The 15328-nt window shown below is 51.3% G+C and carries 13 protein-coding genes and 1 pseudogene; 11 read left to right on the top strand and 3 right to left on the bottom strand.

Going from position 1 to position 15328, the window contains the following annotated elements; genetic code table 11:
* The first annotated feature begins 52 nt into the window (after positions 1-52).
* Together HMPREF9469_RS32535 and HMPREF9469_RS26305 are read left to right on the top strand one after the other, a co-directional pair.
* Complete coding sequence (locus tag HMPREF9469_RS32535) at positions 53-226, top strand: hypothetical protein (protein ID WP_007869413.1); 174 nt, start codon at positions 53-55, stop codon at positions 224-226.
* Between the two features lie 13 nt (positions 227-239).
* Entirely contained in the window at positions 240-485 is a 246-nt protein-coding gene (locus HMPREF9469_RS26305) for a spore coat protein (RefSeq protein WP_007869412.1), read from the top strand.
* A 120-nt stretch (positions 486-605) separates the two neighbouring features.
* Here HMPREF9469_RS26305 and HMPREF9469_RS26300 read toward each other — a convergent pair whose 3' ends face one another.
* The 3 genes from HMPREF9469_RS26300 to HMPREF9469_RS26290 all read right to left on the bottom strand — a co-directional run bounded on the left by HMPREF9469_RS26300 (position 606) and on the right by HMPREF9469_RS26290 (position 3324).
* Entirely contained in the window at positions 606-1211 is a 606-nt protein-coding gene (locus HMPREF9469_RS26300; RefSeq protein WP_007869411.1) for a cytidylate kinase-like family protein, read from the bottom strand.
* 104 nt (positions 1212-1315) lie between these two features.
* A complete protein-coding gene (locus tag HMPREF9469_RS26295; RefSeq protein ID WP_007869410.1) occupies positions 1316-1786 on the bottom strand; it encodes a hypothetical protein in 471 nt (156 codons plus the stop codon).
* A gap of 182 nt (positions 1787-1968) precedes the next feature.
* Entirely contained in the window at positions 1969-3324 is a 1356-nt protein-coding gene (locus tag HMPREF9469_RS26290) for a PspC-like choline-binding domain-containing protein (RefSeq protein WP_007869408.1), read from the bottom strand.
* Between the two features lie 287 nt (positions 3325-3611).
* Between HMPREF9469_RS26290 and HMPREF9469_RS26285 the strand changes: the two genes are divergently transcribed.
* The 9 genes and pseudogenes from HMPREF9469_RS26285 to HMPREF9469_RS33160 form a co-directional block, all read left to right on the top strand.
* The gene (locus HMPREF9469_RS26285) at positions 3612-5618 is read left to right on the top strand and encodes a thiamine pyrophosphate-binding protein (protein ID WP_007869400.1); all 2007 of its coding nucleotides are present in this window, start codon (positions 3612-3614) and stop codon (positions 5616-5618) included.
* Positions 5619-5630: 12 nt separating this feature from the next.
* A complete protein-coding gene (locus HMPREF9469_RS26280) occupies positions 5631-6572 on the top strand; it encodes an NAD-dependent epimerase/dehydratase family protein (RefSeq protein WP_007869398.1) in 942 nt (313 codons plus the stop codon).
* A 31-nt stretch (positions 6573-6603) separates the two neighbouring features.
* Positions 6604-7740 (top strand): class I SAM-dependent methyltransferase, encoded by a 1137-nt coding sequence (locus tag HMPREF9469_RS26275; RefSeq protein ID WP_007869396.1) that lies wholly within the window; start codon positions 6604-6606, stop codon positions 7738-7740.
* 44 nt (positions 7741-7784) lie between these two features.
* Positions 7785-8783 (top strand): NAD-dependent epimerase/dehydratase family protein, encoded by a 999-nt coding sequence (locus HMPREF9469_RS26270; protein WP_007869394.1) that lies wholly within the window; start codon positions 7785-7787, stop codon positions 8781-8783.
* Positions 8749-9723, top strand: a complete 975-nt coding sequence (locus HMPREF9469_RS26265; protein WP_007869393.1) for a glycosyltransferase family 2 protein — start codon at positions 8749-8751, stop codon at positions 9721-9723. Before HMPREF9469_RS26270 ends, HMPREF9469_RS26265 begins: the two co-directional genes overlap by 35 nt.
* On the top strand, positions 9720-11948 hold the full coding sequence (locus HMPREF9469_RS26260) for a glycosyltransferase family 2 protein (protein WP_007869391.1): 2229 nt from the start codon (positions 9720-9722) through the stop codon (positions 11946-11948). Before HMPREF9469_RS26265 ends, HMPREF9469_RS26260 begins: the two co-directional genes overlap by 4 nt.
* On the top strand, positions 11941-13035 hold the full coding sequence (locus HMPREF9469_RS26255; RefSeq protein WP_007869389.1) for a glycosyltransferase family 2 protein: 1095 nt from the start codon (positions 11941-11943) through the stop codon (positions 13033-13035). The genes HMPREF9469_RS26260 and HMPREF9469_RS26255 overlap by 8 nt, the downstream gene beginning before the upstream one ends.
* 110 nt (positions 13036-13145) lie before the next feature.
* Positions 13146-14570: an undecaprenyl-phosphate glucose phosphotransferase gene (locus HMPREF9469_RS26250; protein ID WP_007869385.1), complete on the top strand. Its 1425-nt coding sequence runs from the start codon at positions 13146-13148 to the stop codon at positions 14568-14570.
* 143 nt (positions 14571-14713) lie between these two features.
* Positions 14714-15328: pseudogene (locus HMPREF9469_RS33160) on the top strand (hypothetical protein); the annotation flags it as partial.

The raw sequence follows: 15328 nt of genomic DNA, 5'->3' as shown, positions 1-15328 counted from the left end.
CGTGCATATCCGGGTTAAATCGGATGCATACTAACTTTGGAGGTGATAATCTATGAGTCCCAAGGAATTAGACTATATTGAAGACGCTTTAGGCCATGAAAAATTTTTGAAGACACAGTGCCAGGAAGCGATCCAGAACCTGCAGGATCCTGCCCTTAAGAATCAGGTACAGCAGATGGAACAGAAGCACCAGCAGATTTTTGATAATTTCTACAATCTCGTATAAGGAGGAGAAAGCAATGGATGACAAGTGTATCATGGAGAACCTTCTCCTTACAGAGAAAGGCGTATGTGACCTGTATGTTCACGGCACAATTGAGTCTTCCACAACCAATGTGCATCAGACATTTAATCAGGCGTTAAATGACAGTCTGTGTCTGCAGGATGATATCTACAAGCAGATGTCCGCACGCGGATGGTATCAGACAGAACAGGCTGAACAGCAGAAGATCCAGAAGGTTAAGAACCAGTTCGCAGGAATGTAGGTTTCGGCCCCGGTAAGCGGTCCGGGTAAGCGGCCCGGGTAACAGGCAGGTTACAGAATCCGGAAAAGAGCAGGGCATGTGGTCAGCATGTCCTGCTCTTTTGCCATATGGAAAGAATTCTTAGTCTGACTCATAAATTCCTTTTATGATCCGTATGGTCTGGTCCATTCCCAGCTTGCTTATGTTGAGAAGCATCTGGTGGGAATCGATGCTGCCCCATTTGTGCTTGGTATAGTTTTCATAATAGTTTTTCCTGCGCCGGTCCGTGGATTTGATGGCGTTGACAGCGTCCTTTTCCGTAAAGTTATAGCGCTCCATAATGCGGCGGACCCTGTCGTCCATGGAGGCGCAGATAAAGACATCGACCAGATCCGGGTAATTGCGCAGCACATAATCACCGCACCGTCCCACGATCACGCACGGGCCCTTTCTGGCCAGGGCCTCAATGATAATGGTCTGTGTTACATAGGTGCTGTCGTTCAGGGACAGCCCGTACCCGGTAACGGAATTGGGCTCCTTGGGTATCTGATAATTAGCCAGAAAGGTGGAGAGGGCGGATTCGTCAACCTTTTCCACGCTGACAGGGGAATGTCCCATCTTTTCAGCGGCCATCTCCACCAGGTTCCTGTCATAGAGGGGAATCCCCAGAAGGTCTGACAGCCTTTGGGCTACCTCATGTCCTCCGCTTCCGAACTGACGGGCTATGGTAATGATCTTATGGCTCATAGTTCCACTCCTTTCCAACCTGAAACATATAAAGTGCACAAATTAGTTGCTATATATGTTATTATACCGCACTATTTGCACAAAAGATATAGAAAATTATATTTTCAGGCTTTATCCTGCATGATCTCCCGTATACAGACATGTTCCTGCCCTTCGGCTTCCTCCTGTTCAGGGGAAATGTCAGTGGCCGCGGCCTCATCTCTGAGAAGATGCCTGCGCTCATGGATCAGATCCCATATGGTATCGTGCATCCATTTCACTGTGTCATTGAGTATTTTGTTCTCTGTGTCCAGGTTCATGATCACATTGTTCATCTCAGCAATGATCTCCCTGCTGTTGTAGCGCTTGTGGGGCTCGGTCAACCGTTCCACCAGGGATGGGTTGGTCCTCAGTATCTCCTTTGAAAGGTATTCGTCCCGTTCATCACAGGACATTCTCATAAATTCCGTATAGTGCATCCGCACCATGTTCATGGCCTCCGCGCACCCGCACTTGGGGCACTGGGGATGTCGGGAGGTCTGGTAATATGCGTAGTGTCCGCATTTGGGGCAATAAAAAACAGCTAACTCTCTCATAATGTCCTCTCCTGATAAGTACTCATAATATAAATAACGTTTCAGAAGCGAAAATATGTCTATTTTTTGTAACTTTCTTGTAATTTCGGCACAATGCACAAAAAAACGGCAGACTATTTGGCTAGTCTGCCGTGTATATCACTCTGCCTGATAATCTGAACGGATGATGGCAGAATGGTTTATTACTGGATCACACCTTCGGTGTTTACTGTCCAGATCTTTTCATTTTCATCTTTGAAGTCTTTGAATCCATTGCCAAGTTCCGGTTTTGCATTGGACTTGGAGGAGGATCCTGCCTTCTGTACGGTACCGTTTGCATTTACAAGGTACTGCTTATCGTCTAAGGTAACAGGTGCAAAGCGCAGATCTTTGTCAGCTTCCTGACGCAGGCCGTATACATACAGCACGTTGTCCTTGATGCCGTGGTATCCCTGGCCCTTTCTGGAGCCGTCTGTGTGGAAATACCAGTTCTGTGTCTCGCCTAAATCCTCATCGTAGATTACCTGCTTACCGGTCTTCATCACGCCTTCTTCATCAAAGTAGAAGTTGGCAATGGCGTCATTTTCAATATTTACAACCTGCTTGCCGGTCTGCATTTCACCCTTTGTATTGAACGCATACTTTTTAGAGTCAACGCTGAACAGCTCAAGACCCTTGGTTGCGTGGTAAGGTTTTCCCTTCTTAAAGTAGAAGCGGTAAAGCTCTGCTTCCTCGCTGATGCCTTCAACACCTTCAATGGTTCTCCAGCCATCGGCGCGCTTGCCGTCCTCATCATAGTACTGATATCCGGCTACGGTTGCCTCTGTCTGCGCAGGAGTTGCCTCGGAAGGGGTTGCCTGTGCCTCATCTGCGGTTTCCGCAGATGCAGGGAGCTTGAACCAGCCTGTCTGCATGCGGCCGTCAACAAATGTGTAGTAGTCGCCTTCTATCTTTTTGTCCACTTCATTTTCAATGCGTTTTCCTGTGTTGTCAAAATAGTACCAGGATTCAAGGATCTCAGGATCATCGGTTTCATCTTCCAGAAGAACCCAGCCGGTCTTCCTGCTGCCGTCTTCGCCTAAATAGTAGTTGTAGCCGTCAACTGTGATGGAACCGGTCTGCATGATGCCGTCCTCATTGAAATAGTACCACTGGTTGTTAATGGATGCCCATTTGGAGGTCAGGGCCTTGCCGTCCCTTCCGTAATAATAATACAGATACTCCTGAGCGTCTTCTTCATTCCAGAAATCTTCGTTTTCTACGGAAACCCATTTCATGCTGACACGTTTTCCGTCTTCTCCTACGTAATACTCATCAATCTGCATGTTGGTGGCGCGTATACCGTCTGAATCCAGGTAATACCAGTCATCTCCGGACTTCTTCCAGGTATCGGTTACGGCATCGCCGTAAGAATCGTAGTAATACCAGTTCCCGTTTTCCTCTGACCATCCCGCGCTTTTAGCGTAAGCGGTAGAAGTAGTTGGGAAGAAGTTAGGGGTTACTGCTGCCATCAGCATTGCAGTGGATAATACAGCCAGAACTTTTGTCTGTTTTTTCATAATATTGAATCTCTCCTTTTTGATATGTGGTTTTGTCTGTGGCCGAAAATCCGTCCTTGCATTACGAGGTTCATTATAGCGGACAAATCCGCGGAATGATAGTGATGGTTACTGGAAGTTCTGGAATACGCTGGAGGCAGGGGGGCGGCCCCTTGAATGGCCTGTTTGGCCTGTATCCCCCCTTTATTGTAAGAGAAATTTAGTATTATTTTATGGTGTTTTATGCTATACTCTCGATATATTAACATTTTCGGTAACGAGCATAAGAACAGGGAGGGAGACCGCAGATGAAGATCAAGATTTCCAATTATATAGCAGCCAGGCTGGTGGAGGCAGGGATCTGCCAGGCATTCATGGTGACCGGAGGAGGTGCAATGCATCTGAACGATGGGCTGGGGCATCAGGAGGGGCTGCACTGTATCTATAACCACCACGAGCAAGCCAGCGCCATGGCTGCAGAGGCATATGCAAGGATCCATAACAGGATCGCTGCGCTGTGCGTTACCACAGGGCCTGGCGGCACCAATGCCATTACCGGAGTGGTAGGCGGGTGGCTGGATTCCATTCCCATGCTGGTACTGTCAGGGCAGGTCCGCTATGATACCACGGCCCGTTTTTCAGGGGTGGGGATCAGGGCCATGGGAGACCAGGAGTTTGATATCTGCAGATCCATTGAATGCATGACCAAGTATTCGGAGATGGTATTGGACCCCCTGCGTATCCGTTATTGCCTGGAGAAAGCATTGTATCTTGCCCGGTCCGGCCGCCCCGGCCCTTGCTGGCTGGATATTCCGCTGAACGTCCAGGGGGCCTTTGTGGATACGGAGGATCTGATTGGTTTTGACCAGGAGGACTATAATGCAGGAGGAGACGGCTGGGCAGGCGGTGACAAGAGCCACAGGATCAGCCAGGATATCGCCGGACAGGGCGAACTGCGCCAGGTACTTCCGGCCAGGGTGGAGCTGTCCACGGCCCAGGAGATCATTAAAAAGGTGAGAAATGCCAGACGCCCTGTGATCAACGCGGGCAACGGGATCCGCATTGCAGGCGCCCATGAGGTATTTATGGAAGTGGCTGAAAAGCTTGGGGTGCCGGTGATAACGGGATGGGACAGCGAGGACTGCATGTATGACGCCCATCCTCTTTATGTGGGCCGTGCGGGCAACATGGGGGACAGGCCTGGCAACTTTGCCATACAAAACAGTGATCTGGTACTTTCCATCGGCAGCCGTCTGAGCATACGGCAGGTAGGATATAATTATAAGACCTGGGCCAGGGAGGCCTATGTGATCGCCAATGATATCGACCAGGAGGAGCTGAAAAAGCCATCGGTCCATGTGGACATGCCGGTCCACGCGGATGCCGGGGATCTGCTGGAACAGCTGAACCGGGTTTTGGATGCCCTGCTGGCAGAGGAGGGCAGTGCACTGCCCGATAGCCTGAGCCGTCCGGGCAAAAAGCAGGTGTTTGACGGCGGGGAAGGGCTTCGATCCATGAACTGGAGCCAAACCTGCGCCATGTGGAAGGAGCGCTATCCGGTGGTCCTGCCAAAGCATTTTGAACATGGGGACCAGGAACCGGCCAATGTATATGCGTTTATTTGGGAAGTGAGCAGCCGTCTCAGGGAGGACCAGGTTACAGTGGTGGGCAACGGCTCCGCCTGTGTGGTGGGGGGCCATGCTTATGTAATTAAGAAGGGGCAGCGCTTTATCACCAATTCAGCCATCGCGGCCATGGGATATGATCTGCCCGCGGCCATCGGCGCCTGGGCTGCTTCCAGGACAAACCAGTTCTACAGCAATGGCGGAGATCCCAGCGGGGATGACCTGATCCTGGTCACCGGAGACGGAAGCCTTCAGATGAACCTGCAGGAGCTGCAGACCATTATCCATCACAGGATGAATATAAAGATATTTGTGATCAACAACGGAGGTTATCATTCCATCCGCCAGACCCAGAAGAATTTCTTCGGTGAGCCTTTGGTGGGCGTGGGTGTGGACAGCGGGGATCTGAGTTTTCCATCCCTTGAAAAGCTGGCCGCTGCTTACGGCTATCCCTACCGGTCCGCAGCACACAACAGTGAGCTGGCCCGGGCAGTGGAGGATACCCTTGGAATGGAAGGGCCTGTTATCTGTGAGGTATTTGTGTCCACGGATCAAAATTTTGAGCCCAAATCATCTGCCAAGAGGCTTTCGGACGGCACCATGGTATCGCCGCCTCTGGAAGACCTGTCACCCTTCCTGCCTGAGCAGGAGATGGATGAGAATATGATCATTGCGAGAATAAAGGAATAAGGAGTACGTGTTATGCGGATAGTGGTAACAGGAGCTACCAGCTTTATCGGACTGGCTGTTACAAAGGAACTGCTGGATAAGGGGCATGAGGTGTTTGCCGTGGTGCGGCCGGATTCCCCCGGCAGAAGGCGGCTGGAAGGAAAAGAGGGCTGTTTCATTATGTCCTGCACTCTGCGGGAGATCCACACCCTGGTGGGACGGAGGGAACTGGCAGGGGGAGCGGATGCATGGCTTCATCTGGGATGGGAGGGGGCGGGAAGCGATAACCGCCGCGATCCTGAGATACAGGCCCGCAACATTGCCTATGCCCTGGAAGCCCTGAGAACCGCTTACGCCCTGGGATGCAGCCGCTTTCTGTTCAGCGGATCCCAGGCGGAATACGGTATCTGTCATACGGTAATGAGGGAAGACGGGGAATGCCATCCCGTGTCGGAGTACGGCAAGGATAAGCTGAAAGTGTGCTCCATGGCTTCGGAGGAGGCGCGCCGTCTGGGGATCACCTATATCCACGCCCGGATTTTCAGCGTGTACGGCCCCGGGGATCATCCCTGGTCCCTGATAGCCACCTGTATGGACACATTCCTGAAAGGCGGGCATATGGAGCTTGGAGCCTGTACCCAGATGTGGAATTTCCTGTATATAACGGATGCCGCAAGGGCTCTTACAGGCCTTTTGCTTGCCAAAGCACCTGCCGGCGTGTATAATGTGGCAGGGGAAGATACCCGCCCCCTGAAACATTATCTGGAAGAACTGCACAGACTCTGCGGAGGCGGTGGAACCTATGAATACGGGAAGCGTCCTCCTAATGCGGAGGGAGTGGTCTCCCTGATCCCGGACACGGGAAAGCTGCATGAAGCGGTCGGCTTTAGGCAGGAGATCTCCTTTGAGCAGGGGATAAAGGAAATGCTTCATAAGGGAAATATTCCATATCAGAAAAGTCTGGGATTAAAATAAATTGTGTAAACGTTTGAAAGGAGGCAGATACATGAAACGATGCATCGCCTGCGGTGCTCCGTTATGGGAGACGCCTTTACTTACATTGGATAACATGCCGGCTTCCGCCCAGCATATGCCGGATGCCGCAGGGCTTTTAAAGGACCAGGGGCTGACCCTGGATCTGTGTCAGTGCATGGGCTGCGGCCTGGTCCAGTTTGACTGCGATCCGGTGGACTATTACAGGGATGTGATACGGGCAGGAGGTTTTTCCAAAACCATGGTGGAACTGCGCCGGTATCAGTATAAGAATCTGATCCAAAATTATCATCTGGAGGGAAAGAGGTTCATTGAGGTGGGCTGCGGCCAGGGCGAGTTTCTTAAGGTGCTGACTGAATTTCCCGTGGAGGCCCATGGAATCGAGCATGATCCCCATCTGGTGGAGCTGGCCAGGGCGCAGGGACTGGATGTGATGGAAGGTTTTACTGAAACGGAGGACACCAGGTTCCCCGGGGGTCTTTATGATGTTTTCCTCTCCTTTAACTTCCTTGAGCACCAGCCTGATCCGGGCACCATGCTCCAGGCCATTTACCGCAATCTTGAGGATGATGCGGTGGGACTGATCACGGTTCCCAGCTTTGAATATATCATGGACCACAACAGTTATTTTGAGCTGATCCGGGACCACATTGCCTATTATACATTTGAGACCCTTACGCCTCTTCTGGAGCGCAACGGATTCCAGGTGGAGGAATGCGAGGTCATTAACAGGGATACCTTGTCCGTGATAGTGAAAAAACGCCCGCAGATGGACACGGAGAATCTGTTGGACTGCTATGTGAATCTCCGGAAGGAGATGGAAAGTTACATGAAGTACCTGGACGCATGGGACAAGAAGATCGCCATGTGGGGGGCCAGCCACCAGGGGTTTACCCTGGCAGCCACCACAAAGCTGGGGGATAAGGCGCAGTATATCATAGACTCCGCACCGTTTAAGCACGGGAAGTTTGCTCCCTCCTCCCATCTTCCCATTGTGCCTCCGGAGTATTTCCTGGACCACCCGGTGGATGCCATTATCATCACCGCGCCCGGTTACACGGAGGAGATCGCGGCCAGTATCAGGGAACGGTTCGGCAAGGATGTGGAAGTGAGAGCCATGCGCTTTAATCATCTGGAACTGGTGGGATAATACCGTCCGTGTACACGGATGATGGGAAAGGAACTGGAAGGAAAATGAAGGATGTGACCCAAGGCGGCTTGGGAGCGCGTATTGTGATAACCGGAGCCACCGGCTTTATTGGAAGCAATCTTGCCAGGGTATTCCTGGAACACGGGGATCATGTATTTGCACTGGTGAGACCGGGGTCCAGGCACAGGGATGCGCTGCCGGTCCACGACAATCTTACAACCGTGGAATGTGATCTGGACCATGTGCCTGACTGCATACCGGCCATCGGACGGGCGGATGCATTCCTGCATCTGGCCTGGGGCGGAGTGAACCGTGAGGAGATCGACTCACCCAAGGTGCAGGCGCGCAATGTGTCCGGTTCCCTGGATTGTGTCAGGACAGCGGCCCGCTTAGGCTGCACCGTGTTTATGGATGCAGGCTCCCGTGTGGAATATGGCGCCGTGGAGGGCATGATGCAGGAGGATGTGGAATGTCATCCCGTGAACCAGTATGGAAAGGCCAAGCTGGAATTTTATCAAAAAGCAGCCCCCCTTTGCAGGGAGCTTAACATGAATTATTATCATCTGAGGTTTTTCAGTGTTTATGGATACGGGGATCACCCGTGGTCTATTATTTCCACCCTGGTAAGGGATCTAAGGCAGGATAAGCGGGTATCCCTAAGTGCATGCAGACATCAGTGGAATTTTATGTATATTGAGGATGCGGTACAGGCAGTATATGAATTATACAGGCACGGTGTTCCGCCTGTGGGTCTGAGAAGCTGCATTGTGAATATTGCCAGTTCTGATACAAGGCCCCTCCGTTCCTTTGTGGAGGAGATCCATAAGATCGCAGGCTTTCGGGGTGAACTTGAATACGGCACATTTGTCCAGGCAAAAGAGGGCGCCCTTTCCATACGGCCGGATATCGGCAGGCTGCTTGGACTCACAGGCGGTGACTGGAAAGAGGAATATACTTTTTGCCGCGGCATTGAAGAAACTATAGAGAAAGAAGAAGCGAATAAAAGACATGAAGAAGATCAGCGTATTGATTCCCTGTTATAATGAAGCGGAAAATGCAGGTCCCATCAGCAAGGCGGTGACGGACATACTGGAAAGGGAACTGCCCCAGTATGACTATGAGCTTGTGTTTATTGACAATGACTCCACTGACGGCACAAGGGATATCCTGCGCGGGCTTTGCGCGTCCAATCCCAGGATTAAGGCGATTCTAAATGCACGCAATTTCGGTCAGTTTAATTCCCCCTATTACGGTATGCTTCAGGTGACGGGAGACTGTGTCATTGAGATGGTGGCGGATTTCCAGGATCCTGTGGAGATGATACCAAAATATGTCCGTGAGTGGGAAAAGGGCTACAAGATCGTAATCGGCATCAAGACCAGCAGCAAGGAAAATAAGGTGATGTACTGGCTGAGAAGCTGTTATTATAAGACCATCAAAAAGCTGTCCGATGTGGAGCAGATTGAACATTTTACTGGTTCAGGGCTTTATGACAGGGAATTTATTGAGGTTCTCAGAAAACTGGACGATCCCACGCCGTTTCTGAGGGGAATTGTAGCCGAGCTGGGGTACAAGCGCAAGGAGATCCCCTATGAGCAGCCCAAGCGGCGGGCTGGCAAGACCCACAACAATTTTTACCGCCTTTATGATGCGGCCATGCTCAGCGTCACCTCCTACACAAAAGCTGGACTCAGGCTGGCCACCATATTCGGAAGCGTGTGCGCTGTGATCAGCATACTGGTGGCCCTGGTGTACCTGGTGATGAAACTGATCTGGTGGGACCGTTTTCCGGCAGGTATGGCCCCCCTGCTGATCGGAATGCTGTTTCTGGGGTCGGTACAGATGTTCTTTATCGGATTTCTGGGTGAATATATCATGAGCATTAACCAGAGGGTGATGAAGCGCCCGCTGGTGATCGAGGAAGAGCGGCTTAACTTTGACGAGGAAGCGGACAAGGATGAAAAGGGCGGTGCAGAGGCATGAAATATAAAATAGATGTTGTGCGCATCCGGGAGAATTCCATCACGTTAAACGGATGGGCGATAGGAAAATCCCCTGAGAGCCGGGCCACCTTCCGGATCGAGGATGAAAAGCATAATCCGGTGAAATTCAAGCATGTATCCACGCGCAGGGATGACGTGAGCCAGATTTATTTTAAGAAAGTGCATAACAAGGAATTTGGATTTGACATCCAGTTTCCCTATGAGCGCGGAAAAAGCTATTACCTGCTCATTCGCTGTGAGGGACGTCAGGCCAAGATCAAGTACAATGAGGACCTGATCACGCGCCGGGCCAGCGTTGCCCACAAACGGATGGAAAAGATAAAGGATCTCATGAACATGGAGACCGTTCATGTGGCTTTGGATTTCTGGAAGGAGCATGGGTTAAAGGCCCTGGTGGTCAAATCCAAACATAAGCTTCAGGGCATTGATAATGACTATGATTACGGCGAATGGTATGAGCTCACAAAACCAACAGATGAGGAACTGGCTGCCCAGCGGCAGGAGAACTTTGATTTTGAGCCGCTTTTATCCGTTGTGATCCCTGCCTATAAGACGCCGGAGCGCTATCTCAGGGAAATGCTGGATTCCATTCTGGAACAGACCTATACCAACTGGGAGGTGTGCATTGCGGACGGAAGCCCCAGAGGACAGGGGCTGGAGCGGGTCCTTAAGAAGTATGCGGACAGGGACGGGCGCATCCGATATGAGATGCTGGGCAGCAACCGGGGAATTGCGGGCAATACCAATGCTGCCCTGGATATGGCCAGGGGAGATTTTGTGATCCTGGCTGATCATGACGATACCCTGCCTCCCCATGCGTTTTATGAGGTGGTGAAGGCCATCAGTGAACATCCGGGATGCGATGTGCTCTACTCGGATGAGGACAAGCTGGACATGGATGGAAAGGCCCTGTTTGACCCGCATTTCAAGCCTGATTTTAACCCGGATCTTTTGACCAGCGTAAACTATATCTGCCACCTCTTTGTGGTAAGGCAGGATCTGCTGAAGCAGGTGGGCGGTTTCCGCCAGGAGTTTGACGGAGCCCAGGACTATGATTTTATTTTCCGCTGCACTGAGGCCGCGGAACATGTGCATCATATTCCAAAGGTGCTCTATCACTGGCGCTGCCACCAGGATTCCACGGCCAGCAATCCGGAGAGTAAGATGTACGCCTTTGAGGCCGGATCCAGAGCCATCATGGCCCATTATGAGCGCCTGGGCATAGAGGCCGAGCGTGTGGAAAAGGGTGTGGATCACGGCATCTACCATACCCGGTTTAAGATTCAGGGCGAGCCGCTTATATCAGTGATTATTCCCAATAAGGATCACAGCGAAGATCTGGATGTGTGCGTGAGATCCCTTATTGAAAAATCCACTTACCGGAACCTGGAGTTTATTGTGGTGGAAAATAACAGCAGGGAAAAAGAGACATTTGCCTATTATGAGAAAATGCAGGCATTGCACAGTAATTTCCATGTGGTCACCTGGGAGAAGGAATTTAATTATTCAGCCATCAACAATTATGGGGCCGGTTTTGCTAAGGGTCAGTATCTGCTTCTTTTAAATAATGACACGGAGCTGATCGATCCGGATTCCATAAGGGAAATGCTTGGTTTCTGCCAGCGGGAGGATGTGGGCATTGCCGGAGCCAGACTGCTGTATGGGGATGATACCATCCAGCATGCAGGGGTTGTCATAGGATTTGGCGGCATTGCAGGGCATACCTTTATCGGACTTCACAAGGCGGAGAACAGTTATTTCCACAGGGCCATGTGCGCCCAGGACTACAGCGCGGTCACAGCCGCCTGCCTTATGACCAAAAAAGACGTATTCGATGCGGTGGGCGGTCTGAGCACCGAACTGGCAGTTGCTTTTAATGATATTGACTATTGCATGAAAGTAAGGGCCTTGGGGAAACTGGTAGTATATGCTCCCTATGCATGCTTCTACCATTATGAATCCAAGTCCAGAGGACTGGAGGATACCCCGGAAAAGGTGGAACGGTTCAACCGAGAGGTGGCCATTTTCATTAAAAAATGGCCGGATATCATAAAAAATGGCGACCCTTATTATAATCCCAACCTGACCCTGCGCAAATCCAATTTTGCGCTTCGGGACCTGTTAAAAGAAAAAATCGGGGAACCATATGATTTAAGGGTTTACCAGCAGTATGCGCCGGAGGATAAACAGAATTCCCATGAGTGATCAAAACAACCGTCAAAACAGTGATCAAAACAACCATCAAATCAACCATCAAGGCAGTCATCAAAACAGCCGTCAGCACAATCATCCACACAGACGCTGCGGCAGGGAGGGGAAGAAGGCCACTGTTGTCATACCCAATTATAATGGCCTCTCCTTTATGGAACCGTGTTTTAAGGCCCTGGAGCTTCAGATATGCAGGGATTTCGAGGTGCTGGTGGTGGACAACGGCTCCACGGACGGAAGCGTGGAGTGGCTGAAGGACCAGGGAGTGACCTCCATTTTCCTGGACAGCAACACCGGTTTTTCAGGGGCGGTGAACAGGGGGATCAGGGCTGCTTCCACGCCCTATGTCATCCTGCTTAACAATGACACGGAGCCGGACTGCCACTATGTGGGTGAGATGATCAAAGCCATTGAGCGTTCACCCAGGATTTTTTCCGTCAGCAGTAAGATGATCCAAATGTACCACAAGGAGCTGATGGATGATGCGGGAGACATGTACAGTCTCCTGGGCTGGGCTTTCCAGCGCGGGGTGGGCCGCTCTTCCGCGGGCTATAACAAGGCCTGCCGCGTTTTCTCGGCCTGTGCGGGGGCTGCTATCTACCGCAGGAAGATATTTGATGAGATCGGATATTTTGATGAGATGCATTTTGCCTACCTGGAGGACACGGATGTGGGCTACAGGGCCAGGATCGCAGGCTATGACAACATCTACTGCCCATCGGCAGTGGTGTATCATGTGGGCAGCGGCACCAGCGGCTCCAAGTATAATTCCTTTAAGGTAAAGCTGGCCGCACGCAACAATGTATATCTGAACTACAAGAACATGCCCGCTTTGCAGCTGGCTGTAAATCTGCTCCCTATCATGGCGGGGATCGCGGTCAAATACATGTTTTTCAGAAAGATCGGTTTTGCAAAGGATTATGTGGAGGGACTAAAGGAGGGTATTGCCACTGCGGGAACGTGCAGGAAGGTTCCCTATGACCCCAGGCACCTGCGCAATTACTTTGCCATTGAATGGGAATTGTTAACAGGTACACTGATCTACCTCTATGAGTTCACTGCGAGACAGATTGCGAAATTATGAAGTTTTTAGAAATTAAGAGAAATGTTATAGAATAATGCCGATTTATCATGTATAATAACAACGATATTTACGGTATATAGGGATTTCCTGAGAAACCAAGGTGATATACAATGATAAAAGATAACCAGAAAAGGCTGAACCGCCTCCATGTCCTGCTGGACATAGTGGTCACGGCTGCGGCCTACGCTTTGGCATGGTTTATTGTTATCAGCGGTAAGGTGATACCGCTGGATGTAAATGTTGGCGTGTTAAAGCCTCAGGTATATTTTATGGCACTTATTTTCATTGTGCCCATTTATCTCATATTGTACGCCAGCTTTCACCTGTATGTGCCCAAGCGGATACAGGGACGGCGTTCAGAGTTTGCAAATATCTGTAAAGCCAACATTATCGGTTTGATGATTTTCACCTTCGTGCTTTTCGGCGCGAGGAAATTCATCCAGCACAACGAATTTTTCTCTACCAAGATGCTGCTGGCATTCTTTGTGATCAACATCATCCTGATGGAGACAGAGCGGATCTGCATACGTCTGTTTCTTCATTCCCTTCGGACCAACGGATATAACCAGAAGCATGTTCTGCTCATTGGATACAGCCGCGCGGCCGAGGGGTTTATTGACAGGGTCAGTATGAACCCGGAGTGGGGATACCATGTACAGGGGATCCTGGATGACAATCAAAAGCCGGGTTACAGATACAGGAATGTTCAGATCCTGGGTCCCATGGATCATCTGGAGACATTTCTTGCCTCCAATACCCTGGATGAGATCGCCATCACTCTGAGCATCAAGGAATACGCTAATTTGGAGCCCATCGTGGCTGCCTGTGAGAAATCAGGCGTGCATACAAAGTTTATTCCCGATTATAATAATATAATACCAACCATACCTTATATGGAGGACCTTCAGGGACTTCCGGTTATCCATATCCGCCATGTGCCTCTTACGGGCGTGTTTAATGCAACGATGAAGCGGATCGTGGATATTATCGGCGCCCTGTTTGGTCTGATTGTATTTTCGCCTGTCATGGTGCTGACAGCTGTGCTTATTAAGATCACATCCCCCGGTCCTGTGATCTTCAGCCAGGAGCGCATTGGTCTTCACAATCATCCCTTTAGGATGTACAAGTTCCGTTCCATGGAGGTCCAGGACCCGGGAAAGGAGCGGGGACAGTGGACTACGCCCCACGACCCCAGGGTAACTTCCGTGGGCCGTTTCATACGTAAGACAAGCATTGACGAGACGCCGCAGTTTTTTAATGTCCTGGTTGGGGACATGAGCCTGGTGGGACCAAGGCCGGAGAGGCCCCTTTTTGTTGAAAAATTCAAGGAAGAGATTCCGCGTTACATGATCAAGCACCAGGTACGCCCCGGACTGACCGGCTGGGCCCAGGTCAATGGATACCGGGGAGACACTTCCATTACCAAACGAATCGAACATGATCTGTATTATATTGAGAACTGGAGCCTGGGTTTTGATTTTAAGATTATGTTTTTAACTGTTTTTAAAGGGTTTATTAATAAAAATGCATATTGATATGCATTCCGTATACATTTAAAATACTCCCAGCATCTTGGCTGAGCATGAACCGGGCAAGATCTGGAGCGTGTCTGGAAATTTTTTTCTGGCAGCGACAGCCGGGCTTGGACCGGGCTACATGATAGAATGAGGATAGACGAATGAATCGTGATTTTGAGAATGAATTTGGACAGGAAGATGAGAGATTGAGAAGCCGCAGCCGGCGCCGGGATTCAGGTGCTGGTTCTGGGGCTGATTCAGATACAGCTTCTGCCAGACGCCCCAGATCCGGCCCGGATGATGCCGGTATGGACCGGCCTGCCGCGAAACCGCGCAGACCTGTGTCCGGGACATCACGGGTACGGCCGGAACAGGCGGAGACAGAGGGGAGAAGGATAGCGGGGGCACGCCCGGAGGGGAATGTCAGAAGCAGGGCGGCAGGGGCCCGTCCGGTATCCGGAAACGGTTTGGAAAGCCGGCCCGGGACAGCCCGGTCCAGGAGACCGGAAGGCGCAGGAATGCCGGGAAGCGGAACCAGGTCGTCAGGCGCAACAGCGCCAGGCAGCGGGGGCAGACCGGCGGGAAGCAGAGCCGGGGCGGAAACCGGAACCAGGCCGGCGGGAGCCAGAGCCGGGGCGGAAACCGGACCAGGCCGGCGGGAGCCAGAGCCGGGGCGGAAACCGGGTCCAGGCCGACCGGAGCCAGAGCCGGGGCGGAAACCGGACCAGGCCGACCGGAGCCAGAGCCGGGGCGAAACCGGGGCCAGACCGGCGGGG

The organism is [Clostridium] citroniae WAL-17108 (assembly GCF_000233455.1).
Lineage (GTDB): Bacteria > Bacillota > Clostridia > Lachnospirales > Lachnospiraceae > Enterocloster > Enterocloster citroniae.
Note: the sequence above shows the minus strand (reverse complement) of the source record. Positions and strands in the feature narration are given on the sequence as shown.

What these genes read in the sequence shown, in the direction of transcription:
- HMPREF9469_RS26275 (WP_007869396.1), top strand. Translation starts at nt 6,604, where the DNA reads ATGAAACGATGCATCGCCTGCGGTGCTCCGTTATGGGAGACGCCTTTA.
- HMPREF9469_RS26265 (WP_007869393.1), top strand. Translation starts at nt 8,749, where the DNA reads ATGAAGAAGATCAGCGTATTGATTCCCTGTTATAATGAAGCGGAAAAT.
- HMPREF9469_RS26295 (WP_007869410.1), bottom strand. Translation starts at nt 1,786, where the DNA reads ATGAGAGAGTTAGCTGTTTTTTATTGCCCCAAATGCGGACACTACGCA.
- HMPREF9469_RS26285 (WP_007869400.1), top strand. Translation starts at nt 3,612, where the DNA reads ATGAAGATCAAGATTTCCAATTATATAGCAGCCAGGCTGGTGGAGGCA.
- HMPREF9469_RS26255 (WP_007869389.1), top strand. Translation starts at nt 11,941, where the DNA reads ATGAGTGATCAAAACAACCGTCAAAACAGTGATCAAAACAACCATCAA.
- HMPREF9469_RS26280 (WP_007869398.1), top strand. Translation starts at nt 5,631, where the DNA reads ATGCGGATAGTGGTAACAGGAGCTACCAGCTTTATCGGACTGGCTGTT.
- HMPREF9469_RS26305 (WP_007869412.1), top strand. Translation starts at nt 240, where the DNA reads ATGGATGACAAGTGTATCATGGAGAACCTTCTCCTTACAGAGAAAGGC.
- HMPREF9469_RS26260 (WP_007869391.1), top strand. Translation starts at nt 9,720, where the DNA reads ATGAAATATAAAATAGATGTTGTGCGCATCCGGGAGAATTCCATCACG.
- HMPREF9469_RS26270 (WP_007869394.1), top strand. Translation starts at nt 7,785, where the DNA reads ATGAAGGATGTGACCCAAGGCGGCTTGGGAGCGCGTATTGTGATAACC.
- HMPREF9469_RS26300 (WP_007869411.1), bottom strand. Translation starts at nt 1,211, where the DNA reads ATGAGCCATAAGATCATTACCATAGCCCGTCAGTTCGGAAGCGGAGGA.
- HMPREF9469_RS32535 (WP_007869413.1), top strand. Translation starts at nt 53, where the DNA reads ATGAGTCCCAAGGAATTAGACTATATTGAAGACGCTTTAGGCCATGAA.
- HMPREF9469_RS26250 (WP_007869385.1), top strand. Translation starts at nt 13,146, where the DNA reads ATGATAAAAGATAACCAGAAAAGGCTGAACCGCCTCCATGTCCTGCTG.
- HMPREF9469_RS26290 (WP_007869408.1), bottom strand. Translation starts at nt 3,324, where the DNA reads ATGAAAAAACAGACAAAAGTTCTGGCTGTATTATCCACTGCAATGCTG.